This window comes from Brevibacterium sp. OS20 (genome assembly GCF_056837565.1).
In genome coordinates, this window is sequence record NZ_CM166367.1 from 99157 (window position 1) to 119464 (window position 20308).

Here is a 20308-nt window from a genome sequence, read left to right on the forward strand (position 1 = left end):
CCCGCACAGCAAAGGAACGCCGCATGACCGAGATTCCGGTACCCACCTCGCCCACCTCGGAGCAGAGGACCTCCAGAGGGTCGATCCAGGCCGAACCGCTCACCGTCGACGAACTCCGCCGACTCGCCGCCGAGGGCACGATCGACACCGTGGTCGTTGCCATCACCGATCACATGGGTCGCCTGCAGGGCAAGAGGCTCGGCGTCCAGTTCTTCCTCGAAGACGTCATGGACCACGGCTCCGAATGCTGCAACTACCTGCTCGCCGTCGACGTCGACATGGATACCGTCGACGGCTACGAGGTCTCCTCCTGGGAGACCGGATACGGCGACATGGTGATGAAGCCCGACCTTGCGACCCTGCGCCTCCTGCCCTGGCAGCCGGGCAGTGCGATGGTCAACTGCGACCTCCTGACGACCACCGGCGCCGAGGTGGCGCCCTCCCCACGTCAGATCCTCAAGCGCCAGCTCGCCCGCCTTGCCGACCATGGGCTGAGCGCGCATGTCGGCACCGAACTCGAGTTCATCACCTTCGACTCGAGCTACGAAGAAGCCTTCGCCTCGAAGTACACCGAAGTTACGCCCTCGAACCAGTACAACGTCGACTACTCCCTCCTCGGCACCGCCCGAGTCGAACCTCTGCTGCGCGACATCCGCAATTCGATGGCTGGGGCCGGGCTCTTCGTCGAAGGGGCCAAGGGCGAATGCAACTTCGGCCAACACGAGATCACGTTCCGCTACCAGCCCGCCCTCAAGGCGTGCGACGACCACGCGGTGTACAAGAACGGGGCGAAGGAGATCGCCGCCCAGCACGGGAAATCGATCACTTTCATGGCCAAATACGACCAGAAGGAGGGTTCCTCGTGCCATATCCACCTGAGCTTCCGCTCGGCTGAGGGCGATATGGTCATGGCCGGAGACCGCGAGCATGGGTTCTCGACCCTCATGGAACAGTTCATCGCCGGTCAGCTCGCCTGCATCGAGGACTTCACGTACTTCTTCGCCCCGAACATCAACTCGTACAAACGCTTCGTCGAAGGTTCGTTCGCACCGACCGCGGTCGCCTGGGGCTTCGACAACCGCACCTGCGCCTTCCGCGTCGTCGGCTCGGGGCCCTCCCTGCGCGTGGAATGCCGAGTCGGCGGGGCCGATCTCAACCCGTACCTCGCCACTGCGGCTCTCATCGCGGCGGGTCTCCACGGGATCGAGAAAGGCCTCGAACTGCCCGCGATCACGGAAGGCAACGCCTACACCGCCGGTGCCTCCCGACTGCCCACCACCCTCCAGGGTGCCCGCGACCGGTTGGACGGATCGCAGATCGCCGAGGACGCGTTCGGCGACTACGTCGTCCGCCACTACGTCCACGCGGCCGACATCGAACTGGAGGCCTACAACGCGACTGTCACCGACTGGGAGAGGCTCCGTGGGTTCGAACGACTCTGACCCCGTCATCGGCATCAGCTGCTACATGCAGCAGGCCCAGTGGGGAGTCTGGGACACCGAGGCGGCTCTCATCCCGGGCGACTATGTGCGCATGGTCGCCGCTTCCGGGGCGATCCCCGTGCTGCTGCCGCCCCACGGACAGGCTCCTGCGGTCCTCGACCGTGTCGACGGCCTGCTGTTGGCCGGAGGAGCCGACGTCGGATCGTCCGAATACGGTCAGGATCCGCACGAAACGACCGTGTCCCACCCGTTCCGCGACTCGAGCGAGATGATGCTCCTGGCGGCCGCGCGGCGACGCCGCCTGCCTGTGCTCGGCATCTGCCGCGGGATGCAGGTCATCAACGTCGCCGCCGGAGGCACCTTGATCCAGCATCTGCCGGAGTCGCTCGGACATTCCGACTATCAGCCGGCCCCCGGCGTCTACGGCGAGGTCACGGTGACCACGGAAGCAGGGTCACGGGCCAGGGAGATCCTCGGCGAGGCGACCACTGCACCCTGCTATCACCATCAGGGGATCGACCGCCTCGGCGCCGGTCTGCGTGCGACCGGCCGCAGTCCAGAGGGACTCGTCGAGACCATCGAACCGGACCCGGCCGTGGATCAGACAGGAGACCCGGCTGACGGGGGATGGCTCTTCGCCGTCCAATGGCATCCCGAACACGACCCCGATGACGACCGAGTCGTCCGTGCCCTCGTTCAAGCGGCACGACGACACGCGACAGACAGAGGAACAAGGAGAGCACCGAAGTGAGCACCTACACGGTCATCAACCCGGCGACGGAAGAACCGATCGCCGACGTCGAACTCGCCGATCTCGAACAGACGGACCGGGCGATCGAGAAGGCGGCGCGGGCCTTCGAATCCTGGCGCGCCGTCGCCCCCGCCGATCGCGCCCGGCTCCTGCGGCGCTTCGCCGACAAGGTCGACGCGGCCAACGAAGAGCTCGCCCGGCTCGAGGTCGCCAACGCCGGACATACGATCGGGAACGCCCGATGGGAAGCCGGCAACGTCCGCGACGTCCTCGAATACTACGCGGCGGTGCCGGAGAGGCTCTTCGGTCGGCAGATCCCCGTCGACGGGGGAGTGAACATCACCTTCGCCGAACCGCTCGGCGTTGTCGGTGTCATCGTCCCCTGGAACTTCCCGATGCCGATCGCCGGATGGGGCTTCGCCCCTGCCCTGGCAGCCGGGAACACCGTGGTCCTCAAACCCGCCGAGATCACGCCGCTGACCGCGATCCGCATCGGCGAGCTCGCCCTCGAAGCGGGCTTGCCCGAGGGTGTTCTGCAGATCATCCCCGGCAAGGGATCCGTCGTCGGGGAGCGCTTCGTCACCCACCCGGCCGTACGCAAGGTCGTCTTCACCGGATCCACCGAGGTGGGCAAGCGGATCATGGCCGGCTGTGCAGCGCAGGTGAAGAACCTCACTCTCGAACTCGGCGGGAAGAACGCGAACATCGTCTTCGACGACGCCGATGTCGTGGCCGCCGCGGCCGCCGCCCCCGGAGGCGTCTTCGACAACTCCGGCCAGGACTGCTGCTCCCGGTCCCGGCTGCTCGTCCAGCGCGGGATCTACGACGACTTCATGGCCGCACTCGAATCCTCCGTCGGGTCCTTCGCCTGTGCGGATCCGAGCCGCGAGGACACGGACATGGGTCCGCTGGTCACTGCAGCTCACCGGGAGAAGGTCGCCGGCTATGTGGCTGCCGCCGAGGTGGCCTTCACCGGCTCTGCCCCCGAAGGCCCGGGCTTCTGGTTTCCGCCGACAGTGCTCACCCCGCCCGACACAGCGACGGCCGACTTCCGCGAGGAGATCTTCGGCCCCGTTCTCTCCGTCGTCCCCTTCGATACCGAAGCGGATGCCCTGCGCATCGCCAACGACACCGAATACGGACTCTCCGGCTCAATCTGGACGAACGATCTCGACCGGGCAATGCGGGTCTCCCGCGGAGTCGAGGCCGGCAACCTGTCGGTGAACTCGCACTCCTCGGTCCGCTACTCAACCCCGTTCGGCGGATTCAAGCAGTCCGGACTCGGCCGCGAACTCGGCCCCGACGCCGTGTCCGCATTCACCGAGGTCAAGAACGTCTTCTTCGCGACCCGGCCAGCGCGCTGACCCATCCACCTGCCACCTCATCACCACGATCATCAGGAGAATCATGACCACTGCGGCAAACCGACTCAAGGACAAGATCTGCGTCATCACCGGCGGTGCCTCGGGCATCGGACTCGCCAGTGCCCGCCGTCTGACCGAAGAAGGCGCGAAGGTCGTCATCGGCGACCTCGACGAAGTGCGTGGACCCGAGGTCGCCGACGAGCTCGGCGGACTCTTCGTGCGAGTCAACGTAGCCGATGAGGAGGAGGTGAAGAACCTGTTCGCCCGCTCTGTCGAGCACTTCGGACGCGTCGACGTCGCCTTCAACAACGCAGGCATCAACCCGACCGACGACAATTCGATCCTCACCACCGACATCGAGGCTTGGGCGAGGGTGCAGACGGTCAACCTCACCTCCGTCTATCTCTGCAGCAAGTACGCCCTCGAGCACATGGTCAAGCAGGGATCGGGGTCGGTCATCAATACGGCGTCGTTCGTCGCGCTCATGGGAGCGGCGACTTCGCAGATCTCCTACTCGGCGTCGAAAGGCGGAGTCCTGTCGATGAGCCGTGAGCTCGGCGTCCAGTTCGCGAAGGATGGCATCCGCGTCAACGCACTGTGCCCGGGACCGGTGAACACCCCGTTGCTGCGTGAGCTCTTCGCCTCGGACCCCGTGCAGGCGCAGCGGCGACTCGTCCACTGCCCCGGTGGGCGCTTCGCCGAACCTGAGGAGATCGCTGCCGCCGTGGCCTTCCTCGCCAGCGACGACTCCTCCTTCGTCAACGCCTCGACCTTCACTGTCGACGGCGGCATCTCCTCGGCTTACGTCACCGCCGAATAGAGGCGCACGGAGGGTGAGAAGATGGGGCCATGACTTCCGTGAGAATCCTTGCCATCGAACACGAACGTGGCACTGGACCGCAGAGGTTCGGTGAATGGCTGATCGAAGCCGGCGCCGAGGTGGTCGTGGCCCGTCCGTACCTCGGCGAGGTGATCCCGGAGCTCCGTTCGTTCGACGCCCTCATCGTCCTCGGCGGATCCGCAGGGCCCACCGAGGACGATGAGAATCCCTGGTTCCCCGAGGTCAGGGATCTGCTTCGCCGGTCGATCGCGGGAGAGTTCCCTAGCCTCAACATCTGCCTCGGCGGGGAGATGCTTGCCGTCGCAGGTGATGCTCCGATCAGGCGGCGGGCGCACCCGCAGATCGGGATCTACAAACTGGGTGTCACCTCGGCGGGGGCATCCGACCCGGTGTTCGGGGCGCTGGCCGGTGGTGGGTCAACCAGTGCTGGGGAGACTGAAGGGGAGTCGCTGCCCTCCGTGCTCTTCCATCAGGAGGAGATGGCGCTGCCGCCCGGAGCTGAACTCCTGATCACCGGTTCCGACGCCCCGGTCCAGGCCTTCCGCCTCGGCGAATTCGCGTGGGGCACCCAGTTCCACCCGGAAACCGATGCCGCGCAGATCGCGCGCTGGCTGGACGGCAACGACCTGGCCCTGCCGGCCGGCAAGACCGAGGACTCGATCATCGCCGAGGTCGAGGTGGACGATTCCGCTCTCGTCGACAATGGGAGGCGATTGGCTCGTGCCTTCGTGGAATTCCTGCAGGGCCGGCGTCGGGCAGGCCGGGAAAGCAAGCCGGAATGCAGACAGCAAAGCACGAAGGCCGCGGACTGAGTCCGCGGCCTTCGTACCTGGCCTTTCTGGTCTGAGCCTGGCCCGTCGGGTGGTTCCTCCTCACGGTGAAGGAGGAACCACCTCGGCGATGGTGGGTCAGTCTTCGGCCTTCTTGAGCTTCTGATCGGTGTTGGTGTAGTAGATCCCATCGGCGGTCGAGCCGACGAGCCCCATCGTCACTCGCAGCAATCCGGGTTCGACGTCGTCCATGGGCGGCGGCGTCTCCGGTCCCAGGGTGAGCGACTTTCCGTCCTTCGTCGTGGCGGTGATCGAGCCGATGTACACGGTGACATCGCCCTTCAGCGTCATCGTGTCGGCCGTCGTCACCAGTCCATACTCCTCGTCCGGCGGCTTCACCGTCAGCGAGAAGCCTTCGATCGAGATCTCTTCGGCCTGCAGCTTCAGAGTCACGATGGACCCGCCGTCAGCGGTGGGCACCGAGACGAACGAAATGCCCTTCAGACCCTTGAACGAGAGTCCTTCCGAACCCATTGCGGCCGGAGTCTTCGTGAAGACCGGTGCGTTCTCATCCATCTGTGCATCGGACGGGAACTCACCGTTGCCCTCTTTCTCCGAGTCTTCATCCTCGTCCTCGGTCGGGTCGTCGCTGGGCTCATCGAGTCCCAGACCACCCGGATCCGTAGGTTCGTCGGACGGTTCCTCCGTCGGTTCCTCGCTCGGTTCATCCGTGGGGCCCGGTGCGGGCAGCGAGGGGTCTGACGTCGGTGGATCACTGGGCTTCACCGGCATTCCGGGTGACAGGCTCCCCGCAGGTGCGGAGTCCTTGGCCTTTGCGGAATCCTCGTCATCGCAGGTGCCCACGAGCGAGCACAGCGGTGACGAGTGGGCGGCTGCAACCGAACCCGCCCCGAGAGTCGTCGGGAGGATCAGGACAGCTGCCGCGAGGATTGAGGCCGTGCGGCGGCTGGGTGCCCTCATGCAGTCTCCCCCTCAGCGGCTTCGGACTCCTTCGGCCCACGCGGTCCCATCCATGCGACGATGAGGATCGCGCCGATGGTGGACAGCAGCATGCCGATGATGAACCCGCCGAGGTTCACTCCGATGAGTGAATAGACTGCGAGGACGAGAGCGATGATCCCGTAGAACACATGATGCGTGGGACGGAAGATCGACAGCAGAGCGAGGACGACGATGGCGATCGGAACCACCGTCGCCTGCAGACCCTCGATGCCGAACTGGATCTGCATATTGCCGAGGTCCAGCTGACCGGAGAAGAAGAGCTCGATTCCGCCGAGGACGGCAAGCACGCCTCCGATGAAGGGCCGCTGCCGACGCCAGTGCTTGAACCCCTGGCGCTTCTTCTCGGCGCCTTCGGTCATCTCGGCTCCCTCGCTGTTGTCAGCATCCCCCGTCTCCGGCGCCGGGACGGCGAATTCTGCCGTCTCGACGCCGGATTCGGTGTGGTCGCTCTGTTCGTTGGCGCGTCGACTCCGCCGGGACAGCGCAAGCAGGCTCGTCTTCTGCACGGTGTCCTCCTGTTCGGCGGCCCCCCGTTCATCGGTCGGCTGCCCGTTGGCTGCTGAGTCCCTCATCAGTCGCACTGCTCAGATCCGTCGGTGAGCTTCAGCGACATGTCCTTGAGGGTGAAGACCGAGGCCGTGGTCGACCAGGAATCCTGCTTGAGGTCCTTGATCGAGATGGTGTCGGAATCCTGGGCGAAGTCGCCCTTGCTTCCCTTGGCCTTCGTATTGACGTCGGAGGCATCGACGCCGATGCGGATGTTCTTGAATTCCGCGTCGCCCTTGAGGCCGGTCATGCCGATCTGCAGATCCTTCGCCGAGGCGGGGGTGCCCTTTCCGCCGGCCTTGATGAGGATGCCCACCTTGCCCAGAGGAGTCTCCTGGACGGCAGACTGGCAGAGGTTCTCCAGGGTCGCATCCTTGATGTTCGCGGTGACGACGGCGTGCTTGCCGCCCTCGGCGTCCTTGGCGACTCCGCTGTACTGGGAGAATCCGGTTCCCTCGAGCTGCGACGAGGCGATCTTGAACTGAGTGCCGGAGATGGCGAACGAGACCGGCACCGCGCCCTGGGCCACCCCGCCCATGAGCATGGCTGAGACGACACCCGTGGGAATTGCGACCATGGCGATGCGACCGGCATGGGATGAGACGAGCCTGCGGATGAGGCTGGGATTGCGGAACTTCATTGATCCTCCTTGACCACCGAAGGCTTGGTGGGCATCAGCGTGTGACGTAAGTTACTACGGGGTGTTACCCGACAGTATCGCGGGTGAAGTTTGAGCGTCAACATCTTTTGTCGACGAGGCTCGCAAGGGCGCGGGTGCGAGCGATCGTGCGGCCAGGTTCCAAGCAGTTTTGTCGGATCATCACGTTCATCATCGGCCCAGGTCAGACGATGCGTCAATGGCAGCCGTGGGAGAGATCTGAACCACGAGCGACGCCCCGTCGGCCCCGCCCGAGACGACGGAATCCGAAGGGAAGTCGTTCGTGAACAAAACTTTCAAAACTCAGCTGGATCGACGCACTCAGCGCACCGGCGCATCGGGACCGAGCGGAATGCCCAGGCCCCACCACAGGAAGAACAGCAGGCTCCAGCTGATCGTCATGCACACGGCCAAGGGCAGGGTGTGCGAGGCGAGCGTGCCGATGCCGGCGCTCTTCTGATACTTCTGCATGAAGCCGAGTGCGAGGATGAAGTACGGGCTCATCGGGGTGATCGCCGTCGACCCCGAGTCGGCGATGCGGAAGATCGCCTGTGAGGTCTCCGGCGGCACCTCGAGCAGCATGAGCAGCGGCACGATGACCGGGGCCATGATCGCCCACATCGCCGAACCGGATGTGATGAGCACGTTGACGACGGAGAGCACGAGCAGGACGAGGATGAACACCACCCACGTCGGCAGACCGAGACCGGTGAAGAGTTCGGACACGGAGACCGAGACGAGCATGCCGATGTTCGTCCACTCGAAGTACTCGAGGAACTGGGCGATGGCGAAGAAGAGGACGAGGACCCCGGAGATCGAGGCGAGCCCCTGACCCATGAGCTTCGGAACGTCCGACCAGGTCTCGATCGTGCCCTCGCGGAAGCCGTAGACGATGCCGCCGATGCCGAAGAGCATGGCGATGAGGAAGGCGATTCCGGTGAGGAACGGGGACTCGCCGAAGGGCCCGTCGCCGCGCAGGGGCGCGCCGTCCGGGACGACGAGGACGACGATGGCGATGACCGCAGCGATGACGGCGAACATGGCCAGGCGCAGGGCCTTGCGCTCCTTGTCGGTGATGACGAGGTCTTCGTGCTCGGCATCCTCGTCGGCTTCGAGGTTGTCGCGCTTCATGAGCACGAGCTCGGTGACGATCGTGATGACGATGGCCAGCAGGATGGAGCTGGCGATGTTGAAGTACCAGTTGCCGATCGGGGTGACGATGTAGTCGGGGTCGATGATGTTCGCTGCGGCCGTCGTGATGCCCGCGAAGATGGCATCGTTCGGCGTCGGGATCGGGCTGGCATCGTAGCCGGAGGCGATCGAGGTGTACGCGACGATGACGCCGAGGACGGGGGAGCGGCCCACGGCCTTGAACACCATTCCGCCGAGCGGCACGAGGATGACATAGGCCGCTGCCGAGGCGACGTGGGAGACCGTGCCCATGAACGCGACCGTAAAGACTATGAGTCCGGCCGGGACGCGGGCGATCGAGACCTTCATCGCCGTCGACAGCAGGCCGGTGCGTTCGGCCAGGGCCACGCCCATGATGACGACCATGATCGTGATGAGTGGTGGGAAGGTCTCGTAGGCGTCGAGCGCGGTGTTCACGGCCATGGCGATGCCGTCGCCGCTGAGGAGGTTGTTCACCGGGGTCCAGTCCCCGGTGCCGGGATCCTCGACTCCCGCGCCGGCGAGGGAGAGGACGAGGCTGAATACGGCGAGGATCGCCGCGAGGATCCAGAACAGCCAGAAGGGGTTCGGCAGCTTGTTGCCGACGACTTCAATGACGTTGAGGGCGCGGATGACCAGCGGCAGCTTCTCCTGCTCGTCGGTCTGCACGGTATCGGTGGTCTGGGTCGGTTTCATTGTGAGCTCCTGAGAGTCCAGGCGGGATTTTCGGGCAGGGTCCACCAGGGCACGGTGATTACGGCGCTGGAATCGGGTGTTCTGTGGTGGGGTGCGGGCCGAGCGGCCGGTCAGTGAGAAGCGGGTGTCACAGTCTCTGCAGCTCCTGACAGTAGGCGACGAGTCGGTCGACGACCTGGCCGAGGATGTCCTCCCCGGCCGCGGCCGTGGCGGTCCGCGGATCGCCGAGGACGCCGTTGTCGGCGTAGCGGTCGAATGTCACCGCTGTTGACGGTGTTTTCGTTCGTGAGAGTCGGGCACGTGGGTCGAGATCGTCGAGCCGGGTGGCGCCGGGGTTGAGGTGGCCCGAGTCGACGAGGGATTCGTCGATGGCGAGCATCTGCGAGGTTTCGGACTCTCCGCAGTGGCCGCTGACCTCGGTGCGCGGCAGCTGGGCGGTCGCCTCGGTGGCCAATGCTGAGACCGGAGCATAGGCGAAGACGAAGTCCGGATGGGTGGCGAGCAGGGACTGCTGGACCACGCCGAGCGCGGCGAGGTTGCCGCCGTGGCCGGTGATGACGAGGAGTCTGTCGAATCCGGCATCGGCGAGCTGACGCACGATCGAGGAGACGAGGTCGATGAACAGCTGCGGACCGATGTTGATCGTTCCGGGCAGGAAGCGGTGATGCGGGGAGACCCCGTAGTCGATGCTCGGCAGGACGAAGGCGCTGCCCGCCCGAACCTGATCGCCGTCGATGAGCGCGTCGACGACTGCGCGTGCGACGTGAGCGGCTCGGATGTTGTCGGTGCCCAGAGGAAGTCCGTCACCGTGCTGTTCGCAGGCGCCGACGGGAAGGACGAGCAGGCTGCTTCGATCCTTCGCGAGCTCGACCTCCAAAGAGGTGAGTTCGGCGTAGTCGCGGATATGCGGGCGGATCTCGGAGATCGTCGGGCGGCTCATTGCTGGGATCCTCCGATGGTGTCGGCGTCACCGGTCTGGTCTGTATCGTCCGCCCAGTCGGCGAGGACGGCGGTCTTGATCGCCTCGAGGTGCTTGCGGGTGCGGTGGGAGGCTTCGAAGCCGTCGCCGCGGCGGATCGCATCGAGGATGTCCGCATGTTCGTCGTGGTCGCGCAGGCGGTCATAGCTCGTGCGCGCCGCCTGCTGGGTTCGCGAATGGATGGCCAACAGGGACACGAGCATCTCGTGCAGAGCGCGGTTGCCCGAAGCGCGAGCGAGTTCGACGTGGAAGTGGCCGGCCGGGACCGCGGTCTCGACCTGGAGGGCATTGTCGAGCGCGGACTCCATGGAGGCCACGGCATCCGCAGCCTGGACCGCCGCGGCGAGCTCGGCGATGCCGGGCTCGATGGCGATGCGGGCGTCGAGGAGTTCGATGGCCGCCGCGAGGTCGACGGGCACATAGTGCGGGTTGTCGAGGATGCGGCGGTTGATCGCTTCGCGGACGTAGGTGCCCGAACCGTGCTTGAGCTCGACCGACCCCGTGGCCTCGAGCCGGCGCAGAGCCTCCCGGACGGTGGGCACGGTGACCTCGAAGCGTGCGGCGAGGACCTTCGCGGAGGGCAGGGTCTGCCCGGGCTGGAGGTTCTCGGTGCGGATGGTGTCGACGATTTCGCGAGTGAGGCGTTCGACGAGTCCGACGGTGGACGTCATGGTGCTCTCCTTCAAGTGTTTAAGTCATCTAATCACTTTGAGTGATGTGTGTCAACGGTCACTTCTGGGTGGGCCCCTGCGTTGTTCCCGGGTGGCTGCGGAAGAAGTCCCAGACCGTGTTCGTGGCTGAGAAGTTCTTCGTGACGTATCCGCCGCCGCTGTAGACGACCTCACCGGGCCAGACGTGGCCGCCGTCGGCGACGGAGTAGAGCTCGACGGAGGCGTCGCATCTCGTCCACTGGGTGCGCGCAACGTCTTCGCCCTTGCGTCCGACCTGGCGTTCCTTCGTTCTCGCGCAGCCGGAGGCCTCCGCCCATGGCTGGATCCACTCGCGGACTCCCGGGTAGTCCTCGCCCTGGCGGTGGCCGCCTTCGTAGTGCATCGTCGCGTCCCCGGTGCCGTGGATCGCGAGCATCGGTGTGGGCGTCGAGTAATCGCAGCCCTCTGTCGACTGCGGATAGTAGGCGCCGGCGACGGGAGCGAACGCGGAGAAGCGATCGCGCAGGTGACAGGCGAGGACTGAGACCATGCCGCCGCCGTTCGACTTGCCGGTGGCATAGACCCGATTGAGGTCGATGCAGTGCTCGGATTCGATCGCATCGAGCAGCTCGGCGACGAACGCGACGTCATCGGCGCCGCTGGCGTACGGGGCGCCCTGCCAGGAGCGTTTGCCGTCATTGAGGTCGCCGTCGGGGAAGACGGTGATCGCGGGCAGGGTCGGCAGCCCCGTGTAGTTCTGGAATTCGGCGCCGTCGGAACCGTTGCCGTGGAACCCGAGGACGAGCGGCAGGGGAGTCTCAAGCTCGTAGTCGCGCGGGATGTTGATCCGGTAGCTGCGCTCGCCGTCTTCCGTCGAGATCGTCTTCTCGTCGTTGCCGGGCTTCTGCTCGGTGCCGCAGCCGGCCGACGGGGCGGCAGATATCGTCGATGCCTTCTTGCTGGTTGTGTGAGCGGCGGCAGAATGCGCGGGTGCGGTCTGTGCGGTGGCGGCCATTCCTGGGGTCGCAACTGTGCCCGTCAGCAGAGCAGCGCTCGCGGCGGTCGCGAGCAGAGCGGTCATGATGCGTTTCGTCGTCGATGACATCGTCAGTCCTTTGATCGTCGGTGATCGTGGTGAGGACTCTAGCACAGGTCATCAGATGACTAGAAGAGTTGGCGATGACGGTGGCGTCGTCGAGGTGACAGCGGTGTTGCCGATCCGGAACCCGCAGCTGGAAGGTGTTCGACTCAGGCCGTCTGGGGCGAATCCCCTTCGATGGTCGACCAGTTCGCCTTCGTCAGTGCGACGGCATGCGCATGCTCACCGGAACGGACGGCGGCGATGATCTCGGTGTGCTGCTCCGGTGAGGCTGATCCCTTCACCGATTCGAAATGCAGGAACTCCGCGCGGCGCAGAGTGGCGGTGACGACCTCGAGGTGATCGGGAATGAGGGGATTGCCGGATCGGGTGAGGGCCACCTCGTGGAAGTCGTCATCGGCGGCGATCGCCGCCTCGGCGTCGCCGACTGCGAGGGCCGCGCTCAATCGCCCGTTCGCCTGCTCCATCTCAGTCAGCGCCTCCTCGTCGAGGGCGGGGAAGGCGAGGTCGATCGCCAGGCCGTGGAGTTCGGCGGCGATCTGCCGGGCCGCGAGGATGAGTTCCGGATCCTCTGGGGCCACGCGCGTCATCCGGCCCGGCTCCGCCACGACGAGTCCGGCCTGTGCCAAGCGTTGGAGTGCCTCGCGCACGGGCGTTCTGGATACCTGGAGCCAGGCGCCGAGCTCCTGATCGCGCAGCTGTTCTCCGGGGGCGAGCTGGCCGCGGACGATGGCGTCGCGGATCGACCGATAGACGTCATCGCGCAGCAGGCTGCGCTGCGGGGCGGGGGAATCCGTGGGGATCGGCACGCTCGGTCACCTTGTCTCTGAGTGGGTGGGTCTCGTCCCGCGGGATGGGACTCGAACTCTGACCCATTGTAACCGTCAGCAGAATGCAATATATTGCATATTGCGATCCAGGGCACATCGCACAGGACACATCGCACGAGAGAGCGATCGCCCCGAAGCGAACGCTTCAGAGAACAGAGGACATCATGGCCATCACCGACTTCGAACGCTACCCACTCACCTTCGGGCCGAGCCCCGTGCACGAGCTCCCGCGACTGAGCGACCACCTCGGCGGGGCCCGCGTCTGGGCCAAACGGGAAGACGTCAACTCAGGACTCGCCTTCGGCGGCAACAAGACCCGCAAGCTCGAGTACATCGTTCCCGACGTTCTCGCCTCGGGTGCGGACACCCTCGTGTCCATCGGCGGCTACCAGTCCAACCACACCCGCCAGGTAGCCGCTGTCGCCGCTCACCTGGGGCTGAAGGCGCGCCTGGTGCAGGAACGCTGGGTCGACTGGGAGGACCCGGTCAACGACAAGGTCGGCAACATCGAGCTCTCGCGCATCATGGGAGCCGACGTCCGCCTCGACTCGGCCGGATTCGACATCGGCATCCGCTCGAGCTGGGAGAACGCTCTGGCCGAGGTCGAAGAATCAGGCGGCAAGCCCTACCCGATCCCGGCCGGCGCCTCCGAGCACAAGTTCGGCGGACTCGGCTTTGCGAACTGGGCATATGAGGTCGCCGACCAGGAGAAGGAGCTCGGCGTCTTCTTCGACACCATCGTCGTGTGCACCGTGACCGGCTCGACGCACGCCGGAATGATCGCCGGATTCGCCGCCCTCGAAGCCGCCGGCGGACCGAAGCGCAAGGTCATCGGCATCGATGCCTCGGCCACGATCGAGAAGACCCGCGACCAGGTGAAGAGGATCGCGAACACCACTGCCGAACTCATCGGCCTCGGGCGTGAGATCACCGCCGACGACGTCGATATCCGCACCGGTTGGGAAGGCCCGGCCTACGGCATCCCCGACGAGACGACCGTGAACGCGATCCGCACCACCGCCCAGCTCGAAGGCGTCATTCTCGACCCCGTCTACGAGGGCAAGTCGATGGCCGGACTCCTCGACCTCGTCGGAGACGGTACGATCGGCAGGGATTCCACCGTCCTCTACGCCCACCTCGGCGGACAGCTCGCACTCAACGCCTACTCCTCGATCTTCTGACGATGAGCACCGCACAGGAGTCGACAGCACAAGAATCGGCGGCTCAGGCGCCAACACCACAGGACACGGACCGCCACCAATTCGAGACCTCCCTGCAGGTCAGCCCGCCGGGGACGAACGACCGTCCGCTGCGCGCCTCGACCTCGGGAGATGATGAGATCCTCGACGAGATCGCCCAGCGCGTACTGTGGCTGGCGACCTCGATCATCGACCGTGCCAACCGCGGCCGGGTCAACCCGGACGGGGTCAAGGTCGGCGGCCATCAGTCCTCGTCGGCCTCGATGACCGGGATCATGACGGCGCTGTGGTTCACCCGACTGCGCGCCATCGACCGCGTCTCGGTCAAACCGCATGCCTCGCCCGTCCTCCACGCGATCAACTATCTGCTCGGCGACCTCGGCGAGGAATTCCTCGACACCCTGCGCAGCCGCGGGGGACTCCAGCCCTACCCGTCGCGGACGAAGGACCCGGACACGGTGGACTTCTCCACCGGATCCGTGGGCATCGGCGCGACCGCTCCCATCTGGGCAGCCCTGTCCCACCGCTACGTCTCCGACCGGTTCCCCGAGACCCCGGAAGTCGGCCGGTTCTACTCCCTGCTCGGCGACGCGGAGATGGACGAAGGGGCGGTGTGGGAGGCGATCATCGATCCGGAGGTGCGCAGCCTCGGCGAGATCGTGTGGATCGTCGACCTCAACCGGCAGTCGCTCGACCGGGTCATCCCCGACGTCCAGATCCGCCGTTTGCAGGGCATGTTCGATGCCGCCGGGTGGCAGGTGCTCACCTGCCCGTGGGGGCGCCGACTCGAAGCCGTGTTCGCGGCCCCCGGCGGCGAGGCGCTCAAGAAGCGGCTCGTGCAGATGCCCAATCCCGAATACCAGCGGCTGCTGCGCGCCCACCCGTCCGAGATCCACGACCGGCTGCTCACGGGACTCACCGACACCGAGGCGACCGCCCTGTCCGCGGTCATCGACGGCTTCGACGCGGACGGTCTCGCCTCCCTCATCCGTGACCTGGGTGGACATGACCTCGGCCAGCTCGTGTCGACGTTCGACGCGATCGACGACGACCGGCCGACGGTGGTCTTCGCCTACACGATCAAAGGCAAGGGGCTGGCCACGGAGGGCCATCCCGGCAACCATGCCGCGCAGCTGACCGAAGCGCAGATGCGCGAGCTCGCGGCCGCCTCGGGGATGGACTTGGACGATCCGTGGGTCGCCTTCGCTCCGGACACCCCGGCCGGCCGGTTCTGTGCCGAAACCGCGCGGCGGCTGCGACGGGAGCCGGTCACCGACCATGCCGTGGCCGCAGTGCCTGCCGAGCTGGGATTCACTCCGCGACCGCAGATCTCCACGCAGGCGGCGCTGGGCCGGTTCCTCTCCGACCTCAAGCACGTCGCCCCCGAGGTGGCCCAGCGGGTTGTGACCCTGTCACCGGACGTCGCGACGTCGACGAACCTCGGCGGATGGATCAACAAGACCGGAATCTGGTCACCGGCGGGCCGGCATGACTGGTTCTCCGACGATCGGGAACGGGTGCTGCGGTGGCAGGAGGGCACGAGCGGACAGCACATCGAACTCGGCATCGCCGAGGTCAATCTCGTCTCCCTGGCCGGAGAGCTCGGATCGACCGGGCAGCGCTGGGGACAGCCGCTGCTGCCGATCGCCACGATCTACGATCCCTTCATCAACCGTGCTCTCGAGCCCTGGACCTTCAGCCTCTACGCGGGTGGGCGTTCGATCATGGTCGGCACGCCCTCAGGGGTATCGCTTGCGCCCGAAGGCGGGGCCCACCAGTCGTTCAACACACCGTCGGTGACCTTGGAGATCCCGGGCCTGACGAGCTGGGAGCCGGCCTTCGCCCAGGACCTCGAGTGGACCCTGCTCGAAGCGCTGCGCGAACTCGCCGACCCGGACGGCGACTCCGCCTACTTCCGACTGACGACGAGACCGGTAGCGCAGGAGCTCGCAGATGTGCCCGAAGATCCGCTGCTGCGGGAACGCCGCCGTGATCAGGTCATCGCCGGCGGCTACCGGCTGACGACGAGACCGGCCGCCGAGGACGAGGTCACCCTCGTCGGCGCCGGGGCCATCATGACCGAGGTGATCGCGGCGGCGGCCCGACTGGAATCCCTGGGTGTGCGGGCGGGAATCGTCTGCCTCAGCTCACCGTCGAAGGTGTTCCGGTCGGTGCAGGATCGGTCTCGGGTCCGCTCGAGTGTCCGCTCGGCCATCGCTGACGAACTCTTCCCCGCAGAGCAACCGGCACCGCTGGTCACCGTCCTCGACGGGCACCCGCACACTCTCGCGTTCCTCTCCGGAGTGCGCGGGGACCGCACACGGAACCTCGGAGTCACCGAATTCGGTCAGGCGTCCTCGGTGGGGGAGGCCTATGCGATTCACGGGATCGACACGGACTCCATCGTGCGCGCCGGACTCGACCTCGTGGGGCGGTGAGTTCCCGCGACGCGAGGTGAACCGTTTCGATCCTCTGGTTCGATGAACAGGGACCGGAGCGGGCCCCTCGCCGAGGAGGGTGGTCCCCGATCGAGGCCGGAGTTCTCTCCTCGCGAGTGCGGTTCGGATTTCGTCGTGACCGATTCGGAATCCGCACCGCCTCGGCGAGGGGACCACGGGCGATCGGGGACTGAGGATTCCCCCAGGTTTCGGCACTTGTTGCGCGGGTCACGTATTGATAGCGTGGGTGGCAGGCATACGCATTCCGTCGATTCGGGCGGCAAACAGGTATGCAATTGCTTCAGCGGCGCCAACAGGCGCGCACAAGTCAAAGGAGTCTGGAATGAGCAACGTAGGCAGTGCTGCAGGCGGCTACCGTGTCGAGAACCCGGCCACCGGTGAAGTCGTCGAGAAGTTCGACAATGCCACCGACGAAGAGGTCCAGCAGGTCCTCGAATCCGCACACAAGGGCTACCTGAGCTGGCGCGAGAAGACGATCGAGGAACGCGCCGCGATCGTCAACAAGGTCGCCGCTCTCTTCGGCGAGCGCAAGGAAGAGCTCGCGAAGATCATCGCCGAGGAGATGGGCAAGCCCACCGCCGAAGGTGAGGAAGAGGCCGAGTTCTGCGAGGCGATCTTCAACTACTACGCCGACAACGGACCGAAGTTCGCCGCCGATGAGCCGATCGAATCGATGTCCGGCGGCAAGGCCTTCATCCAGCGCCGCCCCGTCGGCACGCTGCTGGGCATCATGCCCTGGAACTTCCCCTACTACCAGGTCGCCCGCTTCGCCGCACCGAACCTCGTGCTCGGCAATACGATCATCCTCAAGCATGCGGAGATCTGCCCCCGCTCCTCGGCGAAGATCGCCGAGATCATGAAGGAAGCCGGCATCCCCGAAGGCGTGTACTCCAACATCTACGCCACGCACGAGCAGATCGAGACGATCATCGCCGACGACCGCGTCGAAGGCGTGTCCCTGACCGGTTCCGAGCGCGCCGGATCGGCCGTGGCCGCCACGGCCGGCAAGTACCTCAAGAAGGCCGTGCTGGAGCTCGGCGGCTCCGACCCGTACATAATCCTCGACACCGACGACATGAGCGAGGCCGTCGACACCGCCTGGGGCACCCGCCTGTACAACACCGGCCAGGTCTGCAACGCGAACAAGCGGATGATCGTCATGGACGACATCTACGACGACTTCGTGTCCGGCCTGACCGAGCGCGCCCAGTCCTGGGAGAAGGGCACCCCCGCCGAGGCGGGCGACGGCAAGTACTCGCCCCTGTCCTCGCGTTCGGCTGCCGAGAACCTGCGCAAGCAGCTCGACCGTGCCGTCGAGCAGGGTGCGACCCTCGTCGGCGGCGAGCTCGCCACCGACGGATCCGCGTACGTCTCGCCGGCCGTGCTCACCGGAGTCACCTCGGAGATGGACGCCTACCGCGAAGAGCTCTTCGGCCCCGTGGCCACCGTGTACAAGGTCAGCAGCGATGACGAAGCACTGGCCCTGGCCAATGATTCGCGCTTCGGCCTCGGCGGCGCGGTGTTCGCCAAGGACGAGGAGCGTGCCGCGAAGCTCGCTCAGCGCCTCGATGTCGGCATGTCGAACGTCAACACCCCTGCCGGAGAGGGTGCGGAGATCCCGTTCGGCGGCACGAAGCGCTCGGGCTTCGGCCGCGAACTCGGCCCCTACGGCATGGATGAGTTCGTCAACAAGCGCATGTACTACGTGGCTGACTGACTGGGGCTTGGCTTCAGCCTTCGTCGAGAAACGGGCTGGGTGTCGAGAAACGCGTGTGCGCATGCGTTTCTCGGCACCCAGCCCGTTTTTCACTGTCTTGCATGTGGGCCAGCCCTTTCTGCATGGGCCGGGGTGTTCCCTGCGGGTGGATCCACCTCGAACTCTGCGCGGATGTCGCGGTGAATCCACCCGCAGGAGACACCCGCTCGCGGGCAGCACGGGCAAGCGACCGTGAATCTCAGAGTCTGAAACGCCTCTCTGATGGGTTGACGCACGTTGGGTGAGCGGGATTACACTCAAACCTGTCATACAGCTTGACAGGTTTGTCTGGTGGGCTGTGTGCCGGATCAATGATCGGATCGAACCGGAGGAGTGGTCATGGGGACGAACAGCCCGGCCGAACCCACGGCCAGACGCACGGCCGTAGAACGACTGTCCGCGGGTGAGGGCGTCGTGCGCAGTCTGCGTGCCGAGATCGCCGACGGCACCTTTCCCGTCGGCAACCGCCTTCCCTCCGAAGCGAAGCTCGCCGACCGATACGCCGTCAGCCGTCCCGTCATCCGCGAAGCCCTGCGCTCGCTGGCAACCCTCGGGCTGACAGAGACGAAGACGGGCAGCGGCACCTTCGTCATCGCCTCCGCTCCGGAGACCGGACTGCACCTCGGCGACTACTCCTCCCGGGATCTCCACGAGGCCCGACCGCATATCGAAGTTCCCGCCGCCGAACTCGCGGCCACTCGGCGCACCGAGGCCGACCTCGTCCGTCTCCACGCCCTGCTGCAGTCGATGAGCGCCGAGCCGAGTCCCCGCGGCTGGGTCGAGCTCGACGGAGAGCTGCACATCGCCATCGCCCGAGCCAGCGGAAACCGAGTCTTCGAAAGCGTCATCGCCGAACTCCGCGGTGCCCTGACCGCCCAGTCCGAGCTCCTCAACCTCGCCGCCAGCCGTCAACCGGACTCCGACGTCGAGCATGCGGAGATCGTCCGCGCGATCGAAGCCGGCGACAGCGCCCGTGCCCGCGACGCCATGGCCGAGCACCTCGCTCAGGTCGCTGTCGCCGTCACCGACCTCGCCCGAAATCCAGGAAGACCATGACCCACACAGCCACCCCCACCGCGACCCACCGCGCCCATGTCCCACTCGTCGAGGTCACCCGCGGTGATCTCGTCGAAGGCGTGCACTACGGTTCCTTCGCGGTCGTCGACTCCGAGGGCTGGCCGCTCACCTCCGCCGGTGATATCGATGCGCCCTTCTATCCTCGGTCGACCCTCAAGCCCCTGCAGCTGCTTGCGATGCTGCGTCTCGGCCTCGATCTGCCGACCGAGCTCCTCGCTCTCGCCGCGGCCAGCCACTCGGGATCCCCCGAACACATCGACGGTGCCCGCCGGATCCTTCATCAGTACGAGCTCGACGAGACCGCCCTCGGCAACGTCATCGACCTTCCCTATGGGGCGCCCGAGCGCGAAGCCCACCTCGCCGCCGGCGGACAGCGCAGCCGCTTGGCCCAGAACTGCTCGGGCAAACACGCGGCCATGGTCGCGACCTGCCGGATCAACGGCTGGGACCTCGCGGGCTACCTCGATCCCACCCACCCTCTGCAGCGGCACATCGGCGCCACCATCGCCGAACTCACCGGCGAGACGCCGGCGACCGTGTCGACCGACGGATGTGGAACACCGTTGCCGGCGATCTCGCTGACCGGAATGGCCCGCGCTTTCGCTCGCCTGTCCACCGTCTCGACCGGCACGAGCGCGGCGCGCGTCGCCGCCGCCATGCGCGACCACCCGGACATGGTCGCCGGTGCCGGGCGCGACGTCACCGCGCTCATGCGCACCGTCCCCGGACTCATCGCCAAGGACGGCGCCGAAGCGGTTCAGCTGCTCGGGATCGACGGCATGGGCATCGCCGTCAAGATCGCCGACGGCTCGGATCGGGCCAGGCTGCCGATCGCCACCCGGATCCTCTCTGCTCTGCCCGCACCGACCGAAAAGGCTGGCGACATCGTCAGCCCGCCCATCCTCGGCGGAGGACGGGAAGTCGGCGGACTGCGCGTGACCCGCGAGGTCGAGGACCGCCTCGGCGAGTGGGAACGCACCCGGTCGGTCGCCTCCTGA

The 20308-nt window shown here is 66.2% G+C and carries 18 protein-coding genes; 10 read left to right on the forward strand and 8 right to left on the reverse strand.

The features are described 5' to 3' along the window. Positions 1–23 precede the first annotated feature (23 nt). From ACVZTU_RS00455 to ACVZTU_RS00475, 5 genes are read left to right on the forward strand one after another with little or no spacing between them, the layout of a single operon-like run. Positions 24–1442, forward strand: a complete 1419-nt coding sequence (locus ACVZTU_RS00455; RefSeq protein WP_172173034.1) for a glutamine synthetase family protein — start codon at positions 24–26, stop codon at positions 1440–1442. Then, positions 1423–2193, forward strand: a complete 771-nt coding sequence (locus ACVZTU_RS00460; protein WP_172173032.1) for a gamma-glutamyl-gamma-aminobutyrate hydrolase family protein — start codon at positions 1423–1425, stop codon at positions 2191–2193. The genes ACVZTU_RS00455 and ACVZTU_RS00460 overlap by 20 nt, the downstream gene beginning before the upstream one ends. Continuing rightward, entirely contained in the window at positions 2190–3557 is a 1368-nt protein-coding gene (locus tag ACVZTU_RS00465; RefSeq protein WP_259358081.1) for an aldehyde dehydrogenase family protein, read from the forward strand. Before ACVZTU_RS00460 ends, ACVZTU_RS00465 begins: the two co-directional genes overlap by 4 nt. Positions 3558–3600: 43 nt before the next feature. Continuing rightward, positions 3601–4377, forward strand: a complete 777-nt coding sequence (locus ACVZTU_RS00470) for a 3-oxoacyl-ACP reductase (protein ID WP_139467685.1) — start codon at positions 3601–3603, stop codon at positions 4375–4377. A gap of 29 nt (positions 4378–4406) precedes the next feature. Next, positions 4407–5210, forward strand: a complete 804-nt coding sequence (locus ACVZTU_RS00475) for a type 1 glutamine amidotransferase (protein ID WP_482401099.1) — start codon at positions 4407–4409, stop codon at positions 5208–5210. A gap of 96 nt (positions 5211–5306) precedes the next feature. Here the strand turns inward: ACVZTU_RS00475 and ACVZTU_RS00480 are convergent, their stop codons facing one another. From ACVZTU_RS00480 to ACVZTU_RS00515, 8 genes are all read right to left on the reverse strand, one after another. Next, entirely contained in the window at positions 5307–6149 is an 843-nt protein-coding gene (locus tag ACVZTU_RS00480) for a hypothetical protein (RefSeq protein WP_172173026.1), read from the reverse strand. Beyond that, a complete protein-coding gene (locus ACVZTU_RS00485; RefSeq protein WP_181271167.1) occupies positions 6146–6763 on the reverse strand; it encodes a DUF6114 domain-containing protein in 618 nt (205 codons plus the stop codon). Before ACVZTU_RS00485 ends, ACVZTU_RS00480 begins: the two co-directional genes overlap by 4 nt. Beyond that, on the reverse strand, positions 6763–7377 hold the full coding sequence (locus ACVZTU_RS00490) for a DUF6230 family protein (protein ID WP_139467688.1): 615 nt from the start codon (positions 7375–7377) through the stop codon (positions 6763–6765). The genes ACVZTU_RS00485 and ACVZTU_RS00490 overlap by 1 nt, the downstream gene beginning before the upstream one ends. Before the next feature lie 339 nt (positions 7378–7716). Continuing rightward, a complete protein-coding gene (locus tag ACVZTU_RS00495; RefSeq protein ID WP_482401100.1) occupies positions 7717–9261 on the reverse strand; it encodes an AbgT family transporter in 1545 nt (514 codons plus the stop codon). Between the two features lie 127 nt (positions 9262–9388). After that, complete coding sequence (locus ACVZTU_RS00500; RefSeq protein ID WP_482401101.1) at positions 9389–10201, reverse strand: creatininase family protein; 813 nt, start codon at positions 10199–10201, stop codon at positions 9389–9391. Beyond that, positions 10198–10911, reverse strand: coding sequence for a FadR/GntR family transcriptional regulator (locus ACVZTU_RS00505; protein ID WP_139909616.1), 714 nt, complete (start codon positions 10909–10911; stop codon positions 10198–10200). Before ACVZTU_RS00505 ends, ACVZTU_RS00500 begins: the two co-directional genes overlap by 4 nt. A gap of 58 nt (positions 10912–10969) precedes the next feature. Then, positions 10970–11995, reverse strand: a complete 1026-nt coding sequence (locus ACVZTU_RS00510) for a CE1 family esterase (protein WP_139467692.1) — start codon at positions 11993–11995, stop codon at positions 10970–10972. 143 nt (positions 11996–12138) lie between these two features. Continuing rightward, the gene (locus ACVZTU_RS00515) at positions 12139–12798 is read right to left on the reverse strand and encodes a GntR family transcriptional regulator (protein WP_139467693.1); all 660 of its coding nucleotides are present in this window, start codon (positions 12796–12798) and stop codon (positions 12139–12141) included. A gap of 185 nt (positions 12799–12983) precedes the next feature. Here ACVZTU_RS00515 and ACVZTU_RS00520 point away from each other — a divergent pair, with 185 nt between their 5' ends. The 5 genes from ACVZTU_RS00520 (at position 12984) to ACVZTU_RS00540 (ending at position 20308) form a co-directional block, all read left to right on the forward strand. Beyond that, positions 12984–14000 carry a 1-aminocyclopropane-1-carboxylate deaminase gene (locus ACVZTU_RS00520; protein ID WP_139467694.1) on the forward strand — a complete coding sequence of 339 codons (1017 nt, stop codon included), beginning with the start codon at positions 12984–12986 and terminating at the stop codon, positions 13998–14000. Positions 14001–14002: 2 nt separating this feature from the next. Then, positions 14003–16456, forward strand: a complete 2454-nt coding sequence (locus ACVZTU_RS00525; protein ID WP_482401102.1) for a transketolase-like TK C-terminal-containing protein — start codon at positions 14003–14005, stop codon at positions 16454–16456. A gap of 343 nt (positions 16457–16799) precedes the next feature. Further along, complete coding sequence (locus tag ACVZTU_RS00530) at positions 16800–18194, forward strand: NAD-dependent succinate-semialdehyde dehydrogenase (RefSeq protein ID WP_139467696.1); 1395 nt, start codon at positions 16800–16802, stop codon at positions 18192–18194. A gap of 378 nt (positions 18195–18572) precedes the next feature. Further along, complete coding sequence (locus ACVZTU_RS00535; protein WP_139467697.1) at positions 18573–19289, forward strand: FadR/GntR family transcriptional regulator; 717 nt, start codon at positions 18573–18575, stop codon at positions 19287–19289. Then, positions 19286–20308 carry an asparaginase gene (locus ACVZTU_RS00540; RefSeq protein WP_482401103.1) on the forward strand — a complete coding sequence of 341 codons (1023 nt, stop codon included), beginning with the start codon at positions 19286–19288 and terminating at the stop codon, positions 20306–20308. The genes ACVZTU_RS00535 and ACVZTU_RS00540 overlap by 4 nt, the downstream gene beginning before the upstream one ends.

What these genes read in the sequence shown, in the direction of transcription:
- ACVZTU_RS00455 (WP_172173034.1), top strand. Translation starts at nt 24, where the DNA reads ATGACCGAGATTCCGGTACCCACCTCGCCCACCTCGGAGCAGAGGACC.
- ACVZTU_RS00470 (WP_139467685.1), top strand. Translation starts at nt 3,601, where the DNA reads ATGACCACTGCGGCAAACCGACTCAAGGACAAGATCTGCGTCATCACC.
- ACVZTU_RS00475 (WP_482401099.1), top strand. Translation starts at nt 4,407, where the DNA reads ATGACTTCCGTGAGAATCCTTGCCATCGAACACGAACGTGGCACTGGA.
- ACVZTU_RS00480 (WP_172173026.1), bottom strand. Translation starts at nt 6,149, where the DNA reads ATGAGGGCACCCAGCCGCCGCACGGCCTCAATCCTCGCGGCAGCTGTC.
- ACVZTU_RS00485 (WP_181271167.1), bottom strand. Translation starts at nt 6,763, where the DNA reads ATGAGGGACTCAGCAGCCAACGGGCAGCCGACCGATGAACGGGGGGCC.
- ACVZTU_RS00490 (WP_139467688.1), bottom strand. Translation starts at nt 7,377, where the DNA reads ATGAAGTTCCGCAATCCCAGCCTCATCCGCAGGCTCGTCTCATCCCAT.
- ACVZTU_RS00495 (WP_482401100.1), bottom strand. Translation starts at nt 9,261, where the DNA reads ATGAAACCGACCCAGACCACCGATACCGTGCAGACCGACGAGCAGGAG.
- ACVZTU_RS00500 (WP_482401101.1), bottom strand. Translation starts at nt 10,201, where the DNA reads ATGAGCCGCCCGACGATCTCCGAGATCCGCCCGCATATCCGCGACTAC.
- ACVZTU_RS00505 (WP_139909616.1), bottom strand. Translation starts at nt 10,911, where the DNA reads ATGACGTCCACCGTCGGACTCGTCGAACGCCTCACTCGCGAAATCGTC.
- ACVZTU_RS00510 (WP_139467692.1), bottom strand. Translation starts at nt 11,995, where the DNA reads ATGTCATCGACGACGAAACGCATCATGACCGCTCTGCTCGCGACCGCC.
- ACVZTU_RS00520 (WP_139467694.1), top strand. Translation starts at nt 12,984, where the DNA reads ATGGCCATCACCGACTTCGAACGCTACCCACTCACCTTCGGGCCGAGC.
- ACVZTU_RS00525 (WP_482401102.1), top strand. Translation starts at nt 14,003, where the DNA reads ATGAGCACCGCACAGGAGTCGACAGCACAAGAATCGGCGGCTCAGGCG.
- ACVZTU_RS00530 (WP_139467696.1), top strand. Translation starts at nt 16,800, where the DNA reads ATGAGCAACGTAGGCAGTGCTGCAGGCGGCTACCGTGTCGAGAACCCG.
- ACVZTU_RS00535 (WP_139467697.1), top strand. Translation starts at nt 18,573, where the DNA reads ATGGGGACGAACAGCCCGGCCGAACCCACGGCCAGACGCACGGCCGTA.
- ACVZTU_RS00540 (WP_482401103.1), top strand. Translation starts at nt 19,286, where the DNA reads ATGACCCACACAGCCACCCCCACCGCGACCCACCGCGCCCATGTCCCA.